The 17,929-nt window shown below is 69.0% G+C and carries 11 protein-coding genes; 3 read left to right on the forward strand and 8 right to left on the reverse strand.

Annotated elements, in window-relative coordinates; genetic code table 11:
- The first annotated feature begins 4 nt into the window (after positions 1 to 4).
- Both FHU35_RS15035 and FHU35_RS15040 read left to right on the forward strand, forming a co-directional pair.
- On the forward strand, positions 5 to 919 hold the full coding sequence (locus FHU35_RS15035; RefSeq protein WP_145739752.1) for a LysR family transcriptional regulator: 915 nt from the start codon (positions 5 to 7) through the stop codon (positions 917 to 919).
- Positions 916 to 3,096: a thiamine pyrophosphate-dependent enzyme gene (locus FHU35_RS15040; RefSeq protein WP_145739754.1), complete on the forward strand. Its 2,181-nt coding sequence runs from the start codon at positions 916 to 918 to the stop codon at positions 3,094 to 3,096. Before FHU35_RS15035 ends, FHU35_RS15040 begins: the two co-directional genes overlap by 4 nt.
- Here the strand turns inward: FHU35_RS15040 and FHU35_RS15045 are convergent.
- Positions 3,080 to 4,462: an aminotransferase-like domain-containing protein gene (locus FHU35_RS15045; protein ID WP_145739756.1), complete on the reverse strand. Its 1,383-nt coding sequence runs from the start codon at positions 4,460 to 4,462 to the stop codon at positions 3,080 to 3,082. The genes FHU35_RS15040 and FHU35_RS15045 overlap by 17 nt on opposite strands.
- Here FHU35_RS15045 and FHU35_RS15050 point away from each other — a divergent pair.
- Complete coding sequence (locus FHU35_RS15050) at positions 4,461 to 5,372, forward strand: DMT family transporter (RefSeq protein ID WP_145739759.1); 912 nt, start codon at positions 4,461 to 4,463, stop codon at positions 5,370 to 5,372. The two genes, FHU35_RS15045 and FHU35_RS15050, sit on opposite strands and share 2 nt — an antisense overlap.
- Before the next feature lie 312 nt (positions 5,373 to 5,684).
- On the opposite strand, the gene FHU35_RS15055 is transcribed toward FHU35_RS15050, so the two are convergent.
- From FHU35_RS15055 to FHU35_RS15085, 7 genes are all read right to left on the reverse strand, one after another.
- Positions 5,685 to 7,085 carry an FAD-binding oxidoreductase gene (locus tag FHU35_RS15055; protein ID WP_145739761.1) on the reverse strand — a complete coding sequence of 467 codons (1,401 nt, stop codon included), beginning with the start codon at positions 7,083 to 7,085 and terminating at the stop codon, positions 5,685 to 5,687.
- Positions 7,086 to 7,181: 96 nt separating this feature from the next.
- Positions 7,182 to 8,639, reverse strand: a complete 1,458-nt coding sequence (locus FHU35_RS15060) for a carboxylesterase/lipase family protein (protein ID WP_145739763.1) — start codon at positions 8,637 to 8,639, stop codon at positions 7,182 to 7,184.
- Between the two features lie 57 nt (positions 8,640 to 8,696).
- The gene (locus tag FHU35_RS15065; protein WP_145739765.1) at positions 8,697 to 10,046 is read right to left on the reverse strand and encodes a wax ester/triacylglycerol synthase family O-acyltransferase; all 1,350 of its coding nucleotides are present in this window, start codon (positions 10,044 to 10,046) and stop codon (positions 8,697 to 8,699) included.
- Between the two features lie 644 nt (positions 10,047 to 10,690).
- The gene (locus FHU35_RS15070; protein ID WP_145739767.1) at positions 10,691 to 11,578 is read right to left on the reverse strand and encodes a mycobacterial-type methylenetetrahydrofolate reductase; all 888 of its coding nucleotides are present in this window, start codon (positions 11,576 to 11,578) and stop codon (positions 10,691 to 10,693) included.
- A gap of 215 nt (positions 11,579 to 11,793) precedes the next feature.
- Positions 11,794 to 13,251 (reverse strand): adenosylhomocysteinase, encoded by a 1,458-nt coding sequence (ahcY, locus tag FHU35_RS15075; protein WP_145739510.1) that lies wholly within the window; start codon positions 13,249 to 13,251, stop codon positions 11,794 to 11,796.
- Between the two features lie 47 nt (positions 13,252 to 13,298).
- Positions 13,299 to 16,865 carry a methionine synthase gene (gene metH, locus FHU35_RS15080; RefSeq protein ID WP_145739769.1) on the reverse strand — a complete coding sequence of 1,189 codons (3,567 nt, stop codon included), beginning with the start codon at positions 16,863 to 16,865 and terminating at the stop codon, positions 13,299 to 13,301.
- A gap of 18 nt (positions 16,866 to 16,883) precedes the next feature.
- Positions 16,884 to 17,858: a carbohydrate kinase family protein gene (locus FHU35_RS15085; RefSeq protein WP_145739771.1), complete on the reverse strand. Its 975-nt coding sequence runs from the start codon at positions 17,856 to 17,858 to the stop codon at positions 16,884 to 16,886.
- Between the last annotated feature and the right edge of the window lie 71 nt (positions 17,859 to 17,929).

Consider the following 17,929-nt stretch of genomic DNA (forward strand, 5'->3'; position numbering starts at 1 on the left):
CCGCGTGCTCAACCCGATTCATCTCAGAACGCTGCAGGAGTGCGTGCGGACCGGCTCGTTCGCCGAGGCCGGTCGGATCCTGGGCTACACCGCCTCAGCGGTGTCCCAGCAGATGGTGCTGCTGGAACGCGCGATCGGCGCGCCGCTGTTCGAGCGGGCGGCGCGCTCCGCCCGCAGCACCGCGCTCGCGCTCCGGCTGGCCGATCGCAGCCGGGACGCGCTCAACGCGCTGGACTCCCTGGAGCGCGAGGTCCGGGCGATGGTGGTCGGCGAGGAGGGCAGCCTCCGGCTGGCGTCCTTCGCGACCGCCAACTCGCGCGTGCTGCCCGACGTGCTGGCCTCGGTCATCTCGCAACGCCCGAACGCCGAGGTCCAGCTCGACGAGGGCGAACCGGACGAGGTCGTCGACGGCGTCCTCGACGGCGTGCTGGACGCGGCCCTGGTCTTCGAGTACGACCTGGATCCGCGCCGGTGGCCGGTGGAGCTGTGCGCCGAAGAGCTCCTGTCCGAGCCGTTGCACGTGGTTCTGCCCGAATCGCACCGCCTGGCCGGCCGAACCCGCGTGGAGCTGCCCGATCTGGCGCGCGACAACTGGATCTGCACCCGGCAGGACACCGCGGGCGCCCGCTCGCTGGTCCGATTGACGGCCGCGGCGGGCTTCGCACCGCGAATCACCTTCCGCAGCAACGACTACTCCGTCATCCGCGACCTGGTCCGGCGGGAGCTGGGCGTCGCCGTCCTGCCCGCGCTGGCGATCCCCCACGACCAGCGCGGTGTCGCGCAGATCGTCGGCTTCGACCCGCGTCGCCGGGTGAAGGTCCTCTACCGCAAGCAGAACACCAACCCGCTGCTCCCGGTCGCCCTGGAGTTCCTCGCCAAGTCCTGCACAGCGGTCGCATCCGAGTGGGAGCAATCATGACCGAACCCATCGACGAGCACTTCCGCAACGCGGTCCCCCACCTGGCAGTCCGGAACTCCACCGGGATCCGGTCCACCGGTGTCTCGGGAGAGGACCTGGTCGGGTTGTTCGACTCCCAGGCCGGGAGTCGGCACCTGGACTTCAAGGCCCGCGAGCTGGGCAAGCGCGGTGAGGGCTTCTACAGCATCGGATCGTCCGGGCACGAGTCGAACGCGGCCGTGGCAGCGGCGCTGCGGGTGAGCGATCCGGCGCTGCTGCACTACCGCTCCGGGGCGTTCTACCTGGAGCGAGCCCGCTCCGTCGCCGGGAGCACGCCGTTGCGCGACGTGCTGCTGGGCGTGGTCGCTTCGGCGGACGAGCCGATCTCCGCCGGGCGGCACAAGGTCTTCGGGCACGGCGACCTGTCGGTGATCCCGCAGACCTCGACCATCGCCTCGCACCTGCCCCGCTCGGTGGGGCTCGCCTTCGCGCTGGAGCGCGGCGCGCGGCTGGGGGTGCCTGCCGAGTGGCCGGCGGACTCGGTGGTGGTGTGCAGCTTCGGGGACGCCTCGGCGAACCACTCCACCGCCGTCGGCGCCATCAACTCCGCACTGCACTGCGGTTTTCAGGGTCTGCCGCTGCCGCTGCTGCTGGTGTGCGAGGACAACGGCATCGGCATCAGCGTGCGCACCCCGTCGGGCTGGATCGCCTCCACCTACGGGAATCGGCCGGGACTGCGGTACTTCACCGCGGACGGCGCGGATCCCGTCGAGTGCCTGCGCGTGTCCCGGGAGGCAGCCGAGTGGGTGCGCGAGCACCGAGCACCCACCTTCCTGCACCTGCGCACGGTCCGGTTGATGGGCCACGCCGGTTCCGACGTCGAGTCGTCCTACCGCTCGCGCACCGAGATCACCGCCGATCACGACCGCGATCCGCTGCTGGCCACCGCGGAAGCGCTGATCTCCCAGGGCGTTCTCACCCCCGACGAGGTCATGGCGCGGTACGAGGCCAAGCGCGCCGAGGTGGCCGAGATCGCCCAGGACGCTCTGACCCGCCGCAAGCTCGGCAGCGCCGCCGAGGTGATGGGCGCGCTGCACCGCCACTCCCCCGAGGCCATCGCCGACCGCGCCGCCGAGGTCCCGGCGGGCCGGGGCGAGAACTTCCGCACCGCACCGGAGGACGAGGGCCCGCTGACGCTGGCGCAAGCGATCAACCGCTCGCTGGCCGAAGAGCTCGGCCGCGACGAGAAGGTCGTGGTCTTCGGCGAGGACGTCGCCCGCAAGGGCGGTGTCTACGGAGTGACCCGAGGCCTGCGCAAGACCTTCGGCGGCAGCAGGGTTTTCGACACCCTGCTCGACGAGCAGAGCATCCTCGGCACGGCGCTGGGAGCGGGTCTGGCGGGGATGGTGCCGATCCCGGAGATCCAGTACCTCGCCTACTTCCACAACGCGGCCGATCAGCTGCGCGGCGAGGCGAGCACGCTGAGCTTCTTCTCCGACGGCCGCTACACCAACCCGATGGTCGTGCGGATCGCCGGTTACGGCTACCAGAAGGGCTTCGGCGGCCACTTCCACAACGACGACAGCGTGGCCGCGCTGCGCGACCTGCCCGGTGTCGTGGTCGCCTCCCCGTCGCGGCCGGACGACGCGGCATCGATGCTGCGGACCTGTGTCGCCGCCGCCCGCGAGGACGGCAGGGTGTGCGCGTTCCTCGAACCCATCGCCCTCTACCACACCCGCGACCTGCACGAATCGGGCGACGACGGCTGGCTGGCCCGGTATCCCGCCCCGGGCGAGCACCACGTGCCCCTCGGTCGCGCCCGCGTTCACGGCGACGGTGGCGACCTCACGCTCGTCAGCTTCGCCAACGGCGTCCCGATGAGCCTGCGCGTGGCCGAGCGTCTGAGTCACCGAGGCGTGCGGGCCCGGGTGCTCGACCTGCGCTGGCTCGCCCCGTTGCCGCTCGACGACCTCCTCGAAGCGGCGGAAGCCACCGGGAAGGTGCTCGTCGTGGACGAAACCCGCCGCAGCGGAGGCGTTTCCGAGTCGGTGGTGACCGCGCTCGTCGACGCCGGGTTCACCGGCCGGATCGGACGCGTGGCCAGCGAGGACAGCTTCATCCCGCTCGGTGCCGCCGCCTACCACGTCCTGCTCGACGAGCACACCGTCGAAACGGCCGCCCTCAAGCTCGTCGGCTGAGCGCCTCACCGATCAGCCGTGCCGCTTCGGGGAAGGTGCCGGGGTTCGGGCCCGCGTAGTTCAGGCGCAGGAAGCGGCCGGTCGGCTCGGCCGGGAACCACTCGTCACCAGGGGCGACGACGACCCCGGCGGTCTCGCAGTCCCGCACGAGCGCGGCCAGATCGGTGGTGTCCGGCAGCCTCACCCACAGGTTGAGGCCACCGGCCGGGATCTCCAGGTGCGCGCCGGGAACGTGCTCGCGCACGGCGTCGGCCAGCAGGTCGCGGCGAGCGGTGAGCTGCCGGCGCAGGTCGCGCAGGTATCGGCGCCAGGCGGGCTGGGTGACCACGTCCAGGGCCACGGCCTGCAGCATCCCGCTGACGTAGACCGCCTCGGACTGGGTGTCGGCGAGGATCCGCTCCCGCGCTGGGCCGCGCGCGATCACCCCGGCGATGCGCACCGAAGGCGACACGGTCTTGGTCAGCGATCGCAGGTGGACGACGTGCCCGTCCTCGTCCCGGGCCGCCACCGGTTCGGGTTCGGTCGTGATGCCGAGATCGCGCGCCCAGTCGTCCTCGATCAGGAACGCGCCGTTCCGGCGGACCACGTCCAGCACCTCCCCGGCCAGACGCGACGACCACTGCACTCCGGTCGGATTGGCGTAGTTCGGCTGGGCGTAGAACGCGCGGGCGCCGGTGCGCGCGAAGGCACCGGCGAGTTGGTCCGGATCGGGGCCGTCCGGTCCGCTGGGAACCGGGACCGTCTGCACGCCCACCTGCGCAGCGGCCACGATCGCACCCCAGTACGTGGGCGACTCCATCAGCAGCGGGCGCCCTGCACCTACCAGCGCGCGGAAGATCGCGCTCAGCCCGCTCTGGCTGCCCGGGAAGATCACCACGTCGCCCGGCGCCGCGGTGCCGAGCTCGGCGGCGAACCACGCCTGCAGCTCCGGAACGCCTGCCGTGGGCGGCCTGCCGACGACCGCATCGCTGCGGGCGGCACGGGTGAACGCGGACCGGACGAGCCGTTCCGGTAGCAGTTCGCGGCACGGGTAGCCGGAGTGCAGCGCGATCACGTCGTTGGGAGCGGGACGCATGGCGGCGGACAGGGTCGGGCGGTTGTTCTTCCGCGAACCCAGCGCCGCGGTCTGCCAGCCGTAGTCGCTCGGCTGGGCGACGCGCACGGATCGGACGAACGTGCCCACACCTGGGCGACTTTCGACCGCTCCCTGGGACGCGAGAGTGCGCAACGCCTTCTGCACGGTGACGGGGCTGACTCCGTGCCGGGCGACGAGCTCACGCGTCGACGGGAGCTTCGCACCCGCCTGCGCCGTCGCGATCCACTCGCGGAGTTCCGCGACAATGCGCGCACTGCTATCGTCAACCATGACAGACAATAGTAGCGCTACTGCCATCAGGGACACGGCGCTATCCTCGCCGCGCTCGGGACTGGCCTGGGGGCTCCTCGGCGTCACGGCGTTCTCCTTCACCGTCCCGCTCACGCGCGTCGCGGTCGGTGGACTCTCCCCTCTGTTCATCGGTGCTGGTCGTGGCGCCGTCGCCGGGTTGATGGCCTTCGCCGCCCTGCTGCTCACCAGGCAGCGGCTCCCGAACCGCGGCCAGTGGGCCCGCGCCGCCGTGGTCGCGGCCGGTGTGGTCGTCGGGTTCCCGTTCCTCACCTCCTACGCGCTGACCAGCACCCCGGCCAGCCACGGTGCCGTCGTGATCGGAGTGCTGCCCGCGGCGACCGCCGTGATGGCCGTGGTGCGCGGGCACGAACGACCGCCGAGGACCTTCTGGATCGCGGCAGGCCTGGGAGCGCTGGCCACGGTCGCCTTCGCCGCACTGCAGGGCCTGGGCGGACTCCACCTCGCCGACCTGCTGCTGTTCGGCGCCGTGGTGGCCGCCGCGGTCGGGTACGCCGAAGGCGGCCTCCTGGCGCGGGAACTCGGGGCCTGGCAGACGGTGTCCTGGGCGCTCGTGCTCGCCGCACCCGTGATGGTCGTGCTCACCGCGATCTCGATCGCCGAACAACCGCCGAGCGCGACCCCGGCTCAGTGGGCGGCTTTCGCCTACCTCGCCCTGGTCAGCCAGTACCTCGGATTCCTCGCCTGGTACCGGGGGCTTGCCATCGGGCCGATGACCCAGGTCAGCCAGATCCAGCTCGTCCAGCCGGTCATGACCATCGGCTGGGCGGTCCTGATCCTCGCCGAACCGCTCACCTTGCCGACGCTGCTGGGCGGTCTGGCGGTGATCACCTTCGCAGCACTCTCGGTCCGGTCCCGCCGTCCGGGCTAACTCCTCGGAGTCCCCCGGGTCCCAGTTTTAGTCCAAACTGAGCGGACAATCCGGACATGATCATGGCTCGGTTTGGACTAAGGAGTCGTTTCAGAATGCGGCGGGTGCCGTTGCTTCAGGTGTGGGACTCAGCCCGCACCGCCGCGGGTTCTCACACGCTGTCTGGCGAGTACGCCGCGACGCCGTGTATTGGCATACAAAAGGAGTGGCGCACGGAGTCCAGGCGGCGTGTGAGGTTCCGCCACCCGCACCGCCAAGCAAAGTGATTCTGCCAATGACCCCTAAAACTGGGACTGGTCGAGCGCAGGACGGTCAGGAGGGGTCGCCGAAGACCTTGCCGGGGTTGAAGATCCCGGCGGGGTCGAGGGCGCTCTTGATGTCGCGGTGCATGTCGACGACCTTCGGCGAGAGCTCGGCGTGCAGGCCCTTGCGCTTGAGCAGGCCCACGCCGTGCTCGCCGGTGACGGTGCCGCCGAGGTCGATCGCGTCGGTCACGATGTCGTCGAAGGCCCGCTGGGCGCGCAGGCGCGCCTCGTCGTCACCGGGCGGCGTGATGATCAGCGGGTGCAGGTTCCCGTCGCCGGCGTGGGCGATGTTCGCGATCTGCGTGTCGTGCTTCTGAGCAGCGGCTTCGATGCGCGCGAGCATGTCGGGGACCAGGGCGCGCGGCACGCACACATCCTCGGTGAGCAGCGGGCCGAGGCGCTCCAGCGCCGGGTAGGCGAGCCGTCGGGCCGCGAACAGCGCGTCGGCCTCCTGCTCGTCGGTGGAGCGGGCGCTCCAGGTGGCGCCCGCCGCGTCGAAGCAGCGGACGAGGGCGTCGACCTCCTGCTCCCCCGCCTGCCCGGGAGCGTCGGAGCGGCCCAGCAGCAGGACGTTGGCCTCGGCCGACAGGCCCATGTTCTTCCACTCGTCGACCGCGCGCAGGCAGTGCTGGTCGAGCAGTTCCAGAGCAGAGGGCACGATCCCCTCGGCGGCGACTGCCGCGACGGCTTCACCGGCGGCCACCAGCGAGTCGAAGTAGCCCACCACGGTTCGCTCCGGAGCCCGCACGCCCGGCAGCAGCTTGACGGTCACCTCGGTGACCACGCCGAGCGTGCCCTCCGACCCGACGAACAGCCCGCACAGGTCGTACCCGGCGACGCCCTTCGCGGTGCGCCGCCCCAGCCGCACGACCTCGCCGGAGCCCACGACGGCCTCCATGCCGAGCACGTAGTCACGGGTCACGCCGTACTTCACGCAGCACACGCCGCCGGCGTTGGTGGCGACGTTGCCGCCGATCGTCGACCACGGCGAGCTGGCCGGGTCCGGCGGGTACCACGCACCGTGCTCGCGGCAGGCGGCGCGCAGGTGGTCGTTGACCACACCGGGCTGCACCACGGCGAGCTGCTCGCGAGGGTTGATCTCCAGGATCTCGTCCATGCCCTCGACGGAGATCAGCACGCACCCGTCGATGGCGTTCGCCCCACCGGAGAGCCCGGTTCCCGCGCCGCGGGGCACGACCGGAACCCGGTGCTCAGCGCACACCCGCACGGCCGCGACGACGTCCGCGGTGCTGCGGGCACGCACGACCGCGAGCGGCTTGTCCCAGGGCGCCCACTCGGCCTCGTCGTGGGAGAAGCGGCCGGTGGAGTCGGGATCGGTGAGCACGACCTCGTCGGGCAAGACCTGCCGCAGCGCGTGCAGAGCGGCGTTGTCCGAGTTCTCCACCATCTGCTACCTCCTGCTGGGCGACCCACCCACACATTAACCCTGCCGGAGGAACGAGAAGTTCGAGGCCTCGGGCGGTCGCCGAGCGAGCACGACCTCCTAGTCGAGCTCGGGGAACAGCGGGTTCCAGATCTGCCGCGACCCCCTGATCGGATCGGAGGCCAGCGACACCGGGACGTCGAGGATCCGCGTCTGCCGTTCGGCCGGACCGTAGGCGGGCCAGCCGGGATCGCCGGTGGCGGCGAACGAGGTCCAAGCGTCGCGCATCGCGCCGGACAGCTCGTCGGCCCCCGCAGGCTCCTCGCCCAGCATCACCTTCGCCAGCGGGTCGTCGAAGTTGCCGAAGGTGAAGGGCACGTCCAAGCCGTGCGAGGCACCGAGCACCCCGTCGCGCTGGGCGGTCTCCCAGGTGAACTCGTAGAGAAAGCCGCGCCCGCCGGCCGCGGCCACCGCCTCCGCCATCCACACTGCGGGCATCCGGAACAGCCGGTCGCTGAGCAGCACGGTGTAGAGATCGGAATCGGCCACGCCCGGGTACGCGGACCGGTACTCCGCGACCGCGGCCGGAGGCAGGTGCACGCCCCGCGCCAGTCCCTCGAAATCGCGGAACTCCACGGGCAGGTCGGCGGTGAACGCGGTCGCCTCGTCGCGGTTGAACCCGGCGATCACGTCGATGCCGTTGGCCGCGCCACGGCGCATCGCCACCCACGGCAGCTCCGAGAGCACCTCGCCGTCGAGCACCACGTGGTGGGGCGTGCTGTTGGTCCAGGCCGCGCGGTTGTTGTTGATCTCCGCCATGGCGTTGGCCTGCGCGGCGTGCAGATCGGTGGCGGGCAGCTCCGAGAGCGCGGTGGCGGTGGCCGGGACGCCGAGCGGGCCGGTGATGAGCTCGCCGATCTTGCGGTGCTCGTCCTCGTCGAGGTACATCGACGCCGGGCTCTGCGCGATGGCACGGCGGAAGAGCCCCCGCCGCCCCGAACCCGCCACCAGGGTGGCCACCGAGACCGCGCCGGCCGATTCCCCGAAGATCGTGACGTTGTCGGGGTTCCCGCCGAAGGAGATGATGTTGTCGCGAACCCAGCGCAGCGCCGCCAGCTGATCGAGGATGCCGCGGTTGGCCGGTGCGTCCTCCACCCAGCCGAAGCCCTCGTAGCCGACGCGGTAGTTCACCGTCACCACGACCACGCCGCTGCCGGCCAGGTTGACCCCGTTGAAACCATCCGTCGACGCGGTCCCGCCCAGGAAGGCTCCGCCGTGGAACCAGACCATCACCGGCAGGTGCCCGCCGCGGTCCGGCGTCCACACGTTGACCGTCAGGCAGTCGGTGGAGTCACCGGCCTTCCACGGCGAGGGCATCGGTTCGACCGAGGCCTGCGGAACCGACGCGCTGTACTGCGAGGCGTCGCGCAACCCGTCCCAGCGCTGCGGCGGGACCGGCGCCCGGAACCGGCGCGGACCGTCGAGCGACGCCGCGTAGGGAATGCCCTTGAAGGCCATGACGCCGTCGTCGGTGGTGCCCCGCACAGCGCCGTGCTCGGTGCGAACGATGAGGTCCATGCCGCCATACAACCACTGGAATCCGGATAACGGAGGGGGTTCCGCTGAGGCCACGTCTCACGTCCCGTCGCTGAGTTCGGCCACCGCCTGCGGCAGGGCCTCGGTGAGCTTCTCCAGGTCTGGCAGGGCGGCCCGGTTGGCCTGCACCCCGATGTGCACGGTGTCGCGGAACTGCGAGACCGCGATCGACAGCGCCTGCCCGGCGGCCAGCGGGGCGACCGGGAACAGCTCCGCGACCTCGGCGCCGTCGAGCGCGGCGTGGAACCTCGGCAGCGGCACGTTGGTGACCATCGTGTCGAACAGCAGCGGCGCGCCTTGCGCGACCAGCGGTGTGGCCAGGTGGTGCAGCAGCTGCGGCAACCTCCCGGCCAGCACGGGGAACGCTCCGGGTCCGCGCATCGGGCCCGCGCTCTTGTTGGCGCTCATCTCCTCGCGGATGGTCCTCAGCCGCGATGCCGGGTCGGGTTCGTCGACCGGGAGTCCGCACAGGTAGCCGGAGAGCTGGTTGTTGCCGCTGCGCGGCTGGTTGCTGCGTCGGCGGCACACCGGGATCAGGGCGCGCACCGGCACCTCGTCGACGTCGGCGCCGCGCGCGGCCAGCCAGCGGCGCAGCGCTCCCGCGATCACCGCGAGCACCACGTCGTTGGTGGTTCCGCCGCCGTGCCGGGTGCGGATGCGGCGGATGTCGGCGAGGTCGATGGGGACCAGCCCGAGCCTGCGGGCCGGGGAGGTCGAGGCGTGCATCGGCGACGACTGCACCGGGATCCGCACGTTGCGCATGACCGACGCGGCGATGCCCAGCGACTCGCCGGATTTCGACAGCGTTCCGCGCAGCGCTCCGACCAGCTTCTCCGGCCGGCGGATCAGGCCGAGCGCTTCGTCCAGCGGGTTCGGCGACGTAGCCGCGGGCGTGTCGGTCAGGTCGGTGAACTCGTCGAGCAGCCGCACCCCGACCTCGACGGCGTCGTGCCCGTCGACCAGCGAGTGGTGGAACTTCATCAGCACCGCGAACCGGTTGTCGGCGAGCCCGGTGATCAGGTGCAGCTCCCACAGCGGGCGGCGCTGGTCCAGCGGGTCGGCGACCAGCTCGGAGGTGAGAACCGCCAGCTCTTCACGACCACCGGGAGTGGGCACCTCGTGGTCGTAGACGTGCTCGGTGGCGTCGAAGTCGCGGGCCTCGCGCCAGTGAGGTTGCAGCCACGAGCGTTCCAGCCGCATCCGCAGCCTGCCGATGCGCCCGGCTCGCTCGGCGAGCAGTCGCCGCAGCCGGTCGCGGTCCACCGGCCTCTCGGCGCGGAACACCGCAACCGCCCCGACGTGCATGGGCGCGTCCTCGTGCTCCATGCACAGAAAGGCCCAGTCGAGCGGCGTGAGTTCACTTCTGGATGGCGTCTCGGTCGCGCTCATCGCCCATTCCTCGTCAACACTGAAATTGGTCTTTCGCGTTGCGGATCAGTTTCCGAATGGAACGCTCGGTGTCGTGCGAAGCAATCCGAATCCAGTTCGCAATCCGACGATCCGGTGAACCGCGACCGAGCCGACGAACCTCGAACCTGCAGGTGAAGACGGCATCGACGGATTCCTCCCGGCGCTGCAGACGGTCGGCGTGCGCGCACCGGACCCCACAGCTGCGAGTTCTTCTCGGTTTGGCGCACGAGATCCATTCGCGTTCAGGTGCGCCGTTGCACAATTCGTCATCGTAACCGCTGGCGAGCGTTTCGACCTTAGCGAAGAAATGATCCGCTGAGAACGACCGCCATCGGCCGCGGTGAAACCCGGAAGGGTTTTGATCACTCCGCTCGGTTCCGATTCGGGCTCCGCTGATCACCCGAACGGAGGCACGAACACGACGGCCGCCTCCCCCGGTGGGGCGGTTGATGACCCCTAGCGCAGAGGACGGGCGATCAGGGGCCGCCGATTCTCACTCGAACGCTGCCCCGGACAACACGAAACCCCGCCCCCGCAGGCGTGTCGCGCTGCGGTGGCGGGGTTTCGCGATTCCCAGCCGGGTGGCTCGTGGGATCGGAGCGAACCGATTCCGGAACGACTCCTTACTTGCCGGGCTCCCAGTAGTCCAGCATCGCCGCGAACGTCTCGAACGCGGGAGCGTTGAATCCGTAGGGGGCCTCGAGGTGGATGCTGATCGGGAAACCGAGGTCGCGCACGCCGTCGACGACGCGCTTGTAGAGGTCCACGACCGCCTGCTTGCGCTGCTCGAACCCGAGCTCAGCGGTCTTGGCGACGAACTCCTGCTCGGCGGCGACGGCCTCGTTGCCCGGGTCCTGGATCAGCCACTGGATGAGCTTCTTGCTGCTCTCCACACCGGGGATGAACCCGAAGGACAGCAGGATCTCCGGGCGGTGCGGAGTGGTGCGGGCGAACTCGGCGAGGAAGTCCACGATCGCGTCGGAGTGCAGCAGCTGCGTCATCCCGTAGGTGGCGCCGCGCTCGCACTTGAACCCGAAGCGGCCCTGCTCCCCTTCCCGGGTCGGGATGAGGATGGACCCGCGGTGCGGGACGACGTCCTGGTACTTCGTGAGGGCGTCGGTGGGTGCCACGCCGGGGCCTTCGCCGTCGGCCATGTTGCGGGGCACGCCGACGAAGGCGATGCCGTCCATGTCGACGTCGCGCAGAGCCTGCAGGCGTTCGCCCAGGGCTCGCTCGTCGTGGAAGGCGGTGACCTGCGTGCACAGGCCGCGCACGTCGGAGCCGAGCTCCGGCTGGATCGTGCGCCAGAAGTCGATGGTGTCCATCTTGGGGCGGAAGTCGACCGGGCGGTCGCCGTCCTCCTGGATGATCCCGGGGATCATCACGTGCCGAATGCGGCCGGTCAGCCCGAATTGGCGGCTGAGCTCGGCGATCTTCTGTCCTTCTTCAACGGCCCTCTGCACACCGCCGTCGAGGTCGGGCGGAACCAGTTCGAGTGCGATGGTGGTCATGTCGGCCTCAGGTTTTCCTTCTGTCGACTTCGGTCACCGCAGCGCTCGAGAGATACGCCTGCGAACCTGCTCTCAACGGCAGGGACCGTTTTCTTTCAATGAGAAGGGTTTCGACCCGATCGGCGAGCCCGGAGAGCGGAAGTTCCCCGGGCTCACCGATGTTCGCGGATCCGGGGGTGGTCACCGCTCGCGGAGAGCGGTGACCACGGACCGGATCAGTAGCGGTAGTGCTCGGGCTTGTAGGGCCCGTTGACGTCGACGCCGATGTACTCGGCCTGCGCCTTGGTCAGCTTGGTCAGCTTGACCCCGAGCGCGTCCAGGTGCAGACGCGCGACCTTCTCATCGAGGTGCTTGGGCAGCACGTACACGTCCTTGGCGTACTCACCCGGCTTCGTGAACAGCTCGATCTGCGCGATCGTCTGGTTGGTGAAGCTGTTGGACATCACGAACGACGGGTGACCCGTCGCGTTGCCCAGGTTCAGCAAACGACCCTCCGACAACACGATGATGCTGTGCCCATCGGTGAACGTGTACTCGTGAACCTGCGGCTTGATCTCCAACTTCTGGACACCCGGAGTCTTCTCCAGCCCCGCCATGTCGATCTCGTTGTCGAAGTGACCGATGTTGCCCACGATCGCCTGGTGCTTCATCTTCGCCATGTGATCAGCGGTGATGATGTCGTAATTACCCGTCGTGGTGATGAAGATGTCCGCGTACTCGACAACCTCATCCAGGGTCTTGACCTCGTAACCCTCCATCGCCGCCTGCAACGCGCAGATCGGGTCGATCTCCGTCACGATCACCCGGGCACCCTGACCCCGCAACGACTCCGCGGAACCCTTACCCACATCACCGAAACCGGCCACCACAGCGACCTTGCCACCGATGAGCACATCCGTGGCACGGTTGATGCCATCCACCAACGAGTGCCGGCACCCGTACTTGTTGTCGAACTTCGACTTCGTCACCGAGTCATTCACGTTGATCGCCGGGAACAACAACTCCCCGGACTTCACCAACTCCACCAGCTTGTGCACACCAGTGGTGGTCTCCTCGGTCACACCCTTGATCTCACCCGCCAGCTTCGTGAACCGCTTACCATCCGCGGCCACCGACTTGCGCAACGTCTCCAGAACGACCTTGAACTCATCCGGGTCATCAGCCGCCGGCTGCGGCACCGCACCCGCAGCCTCGAACTCCACACCCTTGTGCACCAGCAGCGTCGCGTCGCCACCATCATCCAGGATCATGTTCGCGACCTTGCCGTCACCGAAATCCCACAGCTGATCGGTGCACCACCAGTAGTCCTCCAGCGTCTCGCCCTTCCACGCGAACACCGGAACACCCGCCGGAGCCTCCGGAGTGCCCTGACCCACCGCCACCGCAGCAGCAGCCTCATCCTGGGTCGAGAAGATGTTGCACGACACCCACCGCACATCCGCACCCAGAGCGACCAGCGTCTCGATCAACACCGCCGTCTGCACCGTCATGTGCAACGAACCCGCAATCCGCGCACCCTTCAACGGCTGACTAGCAGCGAACTCCTTCCGCGTAGCCATCAAACCCGGCATCTCGTGCTCGGCCAAACGGATCTGATGCCGACCAGACTCAGCCAACCCCAGGTCCTTCACGGCGAACTCCAGGCCGTTGACCTTCTGCAACTTGACGCTCATGACTCCCCTTCTGTTTCTTTCTGATCAGCAGCTGATGGACAGCGGAATCAGGTGTTGAAGTACTTGGCTTCCGGGTGGTGCGCGATGATCGCGTCGGTCGACTGCTCGGGGTGCAGCTGGAACTCCTCGGAGAGCTCGACTCCGATGCGTTCGGCCTCCAGCAGGTCGACCAGCTTGGCGCGGTCCTCGATCTCCGGGCACGCGCCGTACCCGAACGAGTAACGAGCGCCCCGGTAGCCGAGCTTGAAGAACTCGCGGACGTCCGTCGGGTCGTCCTGCGCGACGTTTCCGCCGTTGGCCCAGGCCATCTCGCGCCGCACGCGGCGGTGCCAGTACTCGGCCAGCGCCTCGGTGAGCTGCACGCCCATGCCGTGCACCTCCAGGTAGTCCCGGTAGGCGTTCTTGGCGAACAGCTCGTTGGCGAAGTCGGCGATCGGCTGGCCCATCGTCACCAGCTGGATCGGCAGCACGTCGACCTGACCGGTCTGCTCGGCCTGCTCCCGCGTGCGGAAGAAGTCGGCCAGGCACAGCCGGCGGTCACGCTTCTGCCGGGGGAAGAAGAACCGGTGCCGCTCCTGGGCGTCGGGCTCCTCCTTGTCCAGCACGATGAGGTGGTTGCCCTCGGTCACGCACGGGAAGTAGCCGTAGACCACTGCCGCGTGCTGCAGGATGCCCTGCGTCGACAGCTCGTCGATCCAGTGGCGCAGCCGCGGGCGGCCCTCGGACTCGACGAGCTCCTCGTAGGTCGCTCCCTCGCCCTTCTTGGCCCCGCGCAGGCCCCACTGGCCGAAGAACGTGGCCCGCTCGTCCAGCAGCTGCAGGTAGTCGTTGACCGCGACTCCCTTGACCACCTTCGAGCCCCAGAACGGCGGAGTCGGGACCTCGACGTCACCGTCCACGTCGGACCGCGTGGTGTCGTCGTAGCCCGGCTCGTCACCGGCCTCGGCCTTGCGCTTCTCGGCGATGCGCTGGGAACGCGCGCGGCGTTCCTTGCGCTCGGCCTTCTTGGCCTCCTCGGCGGCGTCCTCCTCGGGGGAGTCGCCGCGCTTGATGGACATCAGGCGGTCCATCAGGTTCAGGCCCTCGAAGGCGTCCTTGGCGTAGCGGACGTCGCCCTCGTAGACCTCGTCGAGGTCCTGCTCCACGAAGGAGCGGGTCAGCGCCGCGCCACCGAGCATCACCGGGTACTTGTCGGCGACGCTGCGGGAGTTCATCTCCTGCAGGTTGTCCTTCATGATCACGGTGGACTTCACCAGCAGACCGGACATGCCGATCACGTCGACCTTGTTCTCCTCGGCGGCCTCGATGATGGTGTTGATCGGCTGCTTGATGCCGATGTTGACCACGTCGTAGCCGTTGTTGGAGACGATGATGTCGACCAGGTTCTTGCCGATGTCGTGGACATCGCCCTTCACCGTGGCCAGCAGCAACTTGCCCTTGCCGCCGGAGTCGTCCTTGTCCATGTGCGGTTCGAGGTGAGCCACCGCCGCCTTCATGACCTCGGCGGACTGCAGCACGAACGGCAGCTGCATCTGGCCGGAGCCGAAGAGGTCACCGACGACCTTCATACCGCCGAGCAGATCCTCGTTGATGATCTGGATCGGGGCCTTCTCCTGCATGCCGGCGTCGAGGTCGTCCTCGAGACCGTTGCGCTCACCGTCGACGATCCGCTTCTGCAGACGCTCGAACAGCGGGAGCTTGGCCAGCTCCTCGGCGCGCGAGGCGCTGGAGGACTTCGCGGTCTGACCCTCGAAGAGCTCCATGAGCTTCTGCAGCGGGTCGTACTCCCCGTCACGCCGGTCGTAGACCAGGTCCAGGGCGACCTTGCGCGGCTCCTCGTCGATCTTGTTCATCGGCAGGATCTTCGACGAGTTCACGATCGCCGAGTCCAGCCCGGCCTCACGGCACTCGTTGAGGAACACCGAGTTCAGCACCTGGCGGGCCGCCGGGTTCAGACCGAAGGACACGTTGGACAGACCCAGCGTGGTCTGCACGTCCGGGTGCAGCCGCTTGAGCTCCTTGATGGCCTCGATCGTCTCGATGGCGTCCTTGCGGACCTCTTCCTGACCGGTGGTGATCGGGAAGACCAGGCAGTCGATGATGATCGCCGACTCTTCCAGACCCCAGTTGGTGGTCAGGTCCTCGATCATCCGCTCGGCGACGCGCAGCTTCCAGTCCTTGGTGCGCGCCTGACCCTCTTCGTCGATGCAGGTCACCACGACGGTGGCACCGTGCTCGCGGACCATCCGCATGACCCGGTCGAACCGGCCGCCCGGCTCGGTGCCGTCCTCGTAGTTGATCGAGTTGACCGCGCAGCGACCGCCCAGCTCCTCCAGGCCGGCCTCGATCACGTCGGGCTCGGTGGAGTCGACCATGATCGGCAGGGTCGACGCGGTGGCCAGCCGCGAGGCCAGCTCCCGCATGTCGTGCGTGCCGTCCCGGCCCACGTAGTCCACGCACAGGTCCAGCATGTGCGCGCCTTCGCGGGTCTGGGCCTTGGCGATCTCGACGCAGTCCTCGTAGCGCTCCTCGAGCATCGCCTCCCGGAACGCCTTGGACCCGTTGGCGTTGGTGCGCTCACCGACGTTGAGGATCGAGGCGTCCTGGTCGAAGGGAACGCTCTGGTACACCGACGAGATCGCCGGGATGACCTCCGGCGTGCGCACGGTGGGGGCGGTGCCACCCACTGCTTCGGCGACCGCGCGGACGTGGTCGTTGGTGGTACCGCAGCAGCCGCCCACGAGCCGTGCGCCGTAGTCGCGCACGAAGCCCGCCAGCGCCTCGGCCAGTTCGTCGGGCTGCAGCGGGTACACCGCACCGTTGGCGCCGAGCTCCGGAAGACCGGCGTTGGGCATCACCGACAGCGGGATCCGCGAGTTCTGCGCCAGCACCCGGAGGTGCTCGCTCATCTCCGCGGGACCCGTCGCGCAGTTCATCCCGATCAGGTCGATGCCCAGCGGTTCCAGCGCCGTCAGCGCCGCACCGATCTCGGAACCGACCAGCATCGTGCCGGTGGTCTCCACGGTGACCTGCGCGATGACCGGCAGCTCCTGCCCGGTCTCGGCCATCGCGCGCTTGGCGCCCACGATCGATGCCTTGGTCTGCAGCAGGTCCTGCGAGGTCTCCACCAGGAAGACGTCGATGCCGCCGTCGAGCATGCCCAGGGCCTGCTCGTAGTAGGCATCGCGCAGCTTCGCGTAGGGCGCGTGGCCCAGGGTGGGCAGCTTGGTGCCCGGTCCCATGGAACCCAGCACGAACCGCTTGCGGTCCGGCGTGGAGAACTCGTCGGCCGCCTCGCGGGCCAGCCGCGAGCCGACCTCGGCGAGCTCCCGGATGCGCTCCGGGATGTCGTACTCGGCGAGGTTCGCCCAGTTCGCGCCGAAGGTGTTGGTCTCGATCGCGTCCGAGCCCGCTTCCAGGTAGCCCCGATAGATCGAGGACACCACGTCGGGCCGGGTCACGTTCAAGATCTCGTTGCAGCCCTCCAGGTTGGAGAAGTCGTCCAAGCTGAGGTCGTAGGCCTGCAACGCGGTACCCATGCCGCCGTCGGCGACGAGAACGCGCTCGTCGATGGCGGACAGGAAACCACTTGGATCGTTGTGCCGGTCTGACATGCCGCTACTCCCCGTTCGTCAGCGCAGCTTCGGCCCGACCTCGGCGGCAGCCTCGTCGCCGTAGGCCTCGGCGATACGAGCAAGGAACGACTCCCGCTCGACGTCGTATTCCTGGGGGCCGTCGGTCTCCAGCGACACCGTCGCCAGCGTGCATCCCAGCTGCAGGGCTCGCTCGATGCTCAGCTCTGCCTTCAGGCCGGCGAGGAAGCCCGCCCGCAGCGCGTCGCCGACACCGGTCGGGTCGCCCTTCTGCTTCTCCTTCGGGGGCTCGACCAGCAGAGTCGGCTCGCCCTTGGACTTGACCTGCACACCCTTCGCGCCGAGCGAGGTGACCCACTTGCCGACCCGGCCCAGGACGTCGTCCTCGGTCCAGCCGGTGCTCTGCAGGAGCAGGCCGTGCTCGTACTCGTTGGTGAACAGGTACTGCGCGCCGTCCACGAGTTTACGGATGTCGTCGCCTTCCATGCGGGCCAGCTGCTGGCCCGGGTCGGCGAGGAAGTCGTAGCCGCGGTCCCGGCACTCCTGGGTGTGCCGCACCATCGCGTCCGGGTCGTTGGCCGAGATGACGACGATGTCGAGACCGCCGAGCCGCTCGGCGACGGGCTTGAGCTCGATCTCGCGAGCCTCGCTCATCGCACCGGGGTAGAACGACGCGATCTGGTTGTGGTCGGCGTCGGTGGTGCAGAGGAACCGAGCGGTGTGCTTGGTCTCGGAGACGTGCACGGACTCGGTGTCCACGCCGTGCCGCTCCAGCCACGAGCGATAGTCGTTGAAGTCCTCGCCGACAGCGCCCACCAGCGTCGAGGTCACACCCAGCTGGCCGAGACCGAAGGTGATGTTGCCCGCGATGCCGCCGCGGCGCACCTCCAGCTCGTCCACCAGGAACGACAGCGAGACCTGCTCCAGCCGGTCGGCCACGAGCTGGTCGGTGATCCTACCGGGGTAGGACATCAGGTGGTCGGTGGCGATCGAACCGGTCACCGCAATCCGCACTTGAAATACTCCTTCACCAGGGCAGGCCGCAGGTCACCGCCATGAGGGTGGCGCCCCGCAGCCCGCGGCAG

Source organism: Saccharopolyspora dendranthemae, assembly GCF_007829955.1.
GTDB classification, from domain to species: Bacteria; Actinomycetota; Actinomycetes; order Mycobacteriales; family Pseudonocardiaceae; genus Saccharopolyspora; species Saccharopolyspora dendranthemae.

Excerpts from the sequence above, each read along its gene's own strand:
- FHU35_RS15040 (WP_145739754.1), top strand. The coding sequence starts at position 916 with ATGACCGAACCCATCGACGAGCACTTCCGCAACGCGGTCCCCCACCTG.
- FHU35_RS15050 (WP_145739759.1), top strand. The coding sequence starts at position 4,461 with ATGACAGACAATAGTAGCGCTACTGCCATCAGGGACACGGCGCTATCC.
- FHU35_RS15045 (WP_145739756.1), bottom strand. The coding sequence starts at position 4,462 with ATGGTTGACGATAGCAGTGCGCGCATTGTCGCGGAACTCCGCGAGTGG.
- FHU35_RS15055 (WP_145739761.1), bottom strand. The coding sequence starts at position 7,085 with ATGGTGGAGAACTCGGACAACGCCGCTCTGCACGCGCTGCGGCAGGTC.
- FHU35_RS15060 (WP_145739763.1), bottom strand. The coding sequence starts at position 8,639 with ATGGACCTCATCGTTCGCACCGAGCACGGCGCTGTGCGGGGCACCACC.
- FHU35_RS15065 (WP_145739765.1), bottom strand. The coding sequence starts at position 10,046 with ATGAGCGCGACCGAGACGCCATCCAGAAGTGAACTCACGCCGCTCGAC.
- FHU35_RS15070 (WP_145739767.1), bottom strand. The coding sequence starts at position 11,578 with ATGACCACCATCGCACTCGAACTGGTTCCGCCCGACCTCGACGGCGGT.
- ahcY (WP_145739510.1), bottom strand. The coding sequence starts at position 13,251 with ATGAGCGTCAAGTTGCAGAAGGTCAACGGCCTGGAGTTCGCCGTGAAG.
- metH (WP_145739769.1), bottom strand. The coding sequence starts at position 16,865 with ATGTCAGACCGGCACAACGATCCAAGTGGTTTCCTGTCCGCCATCGAC.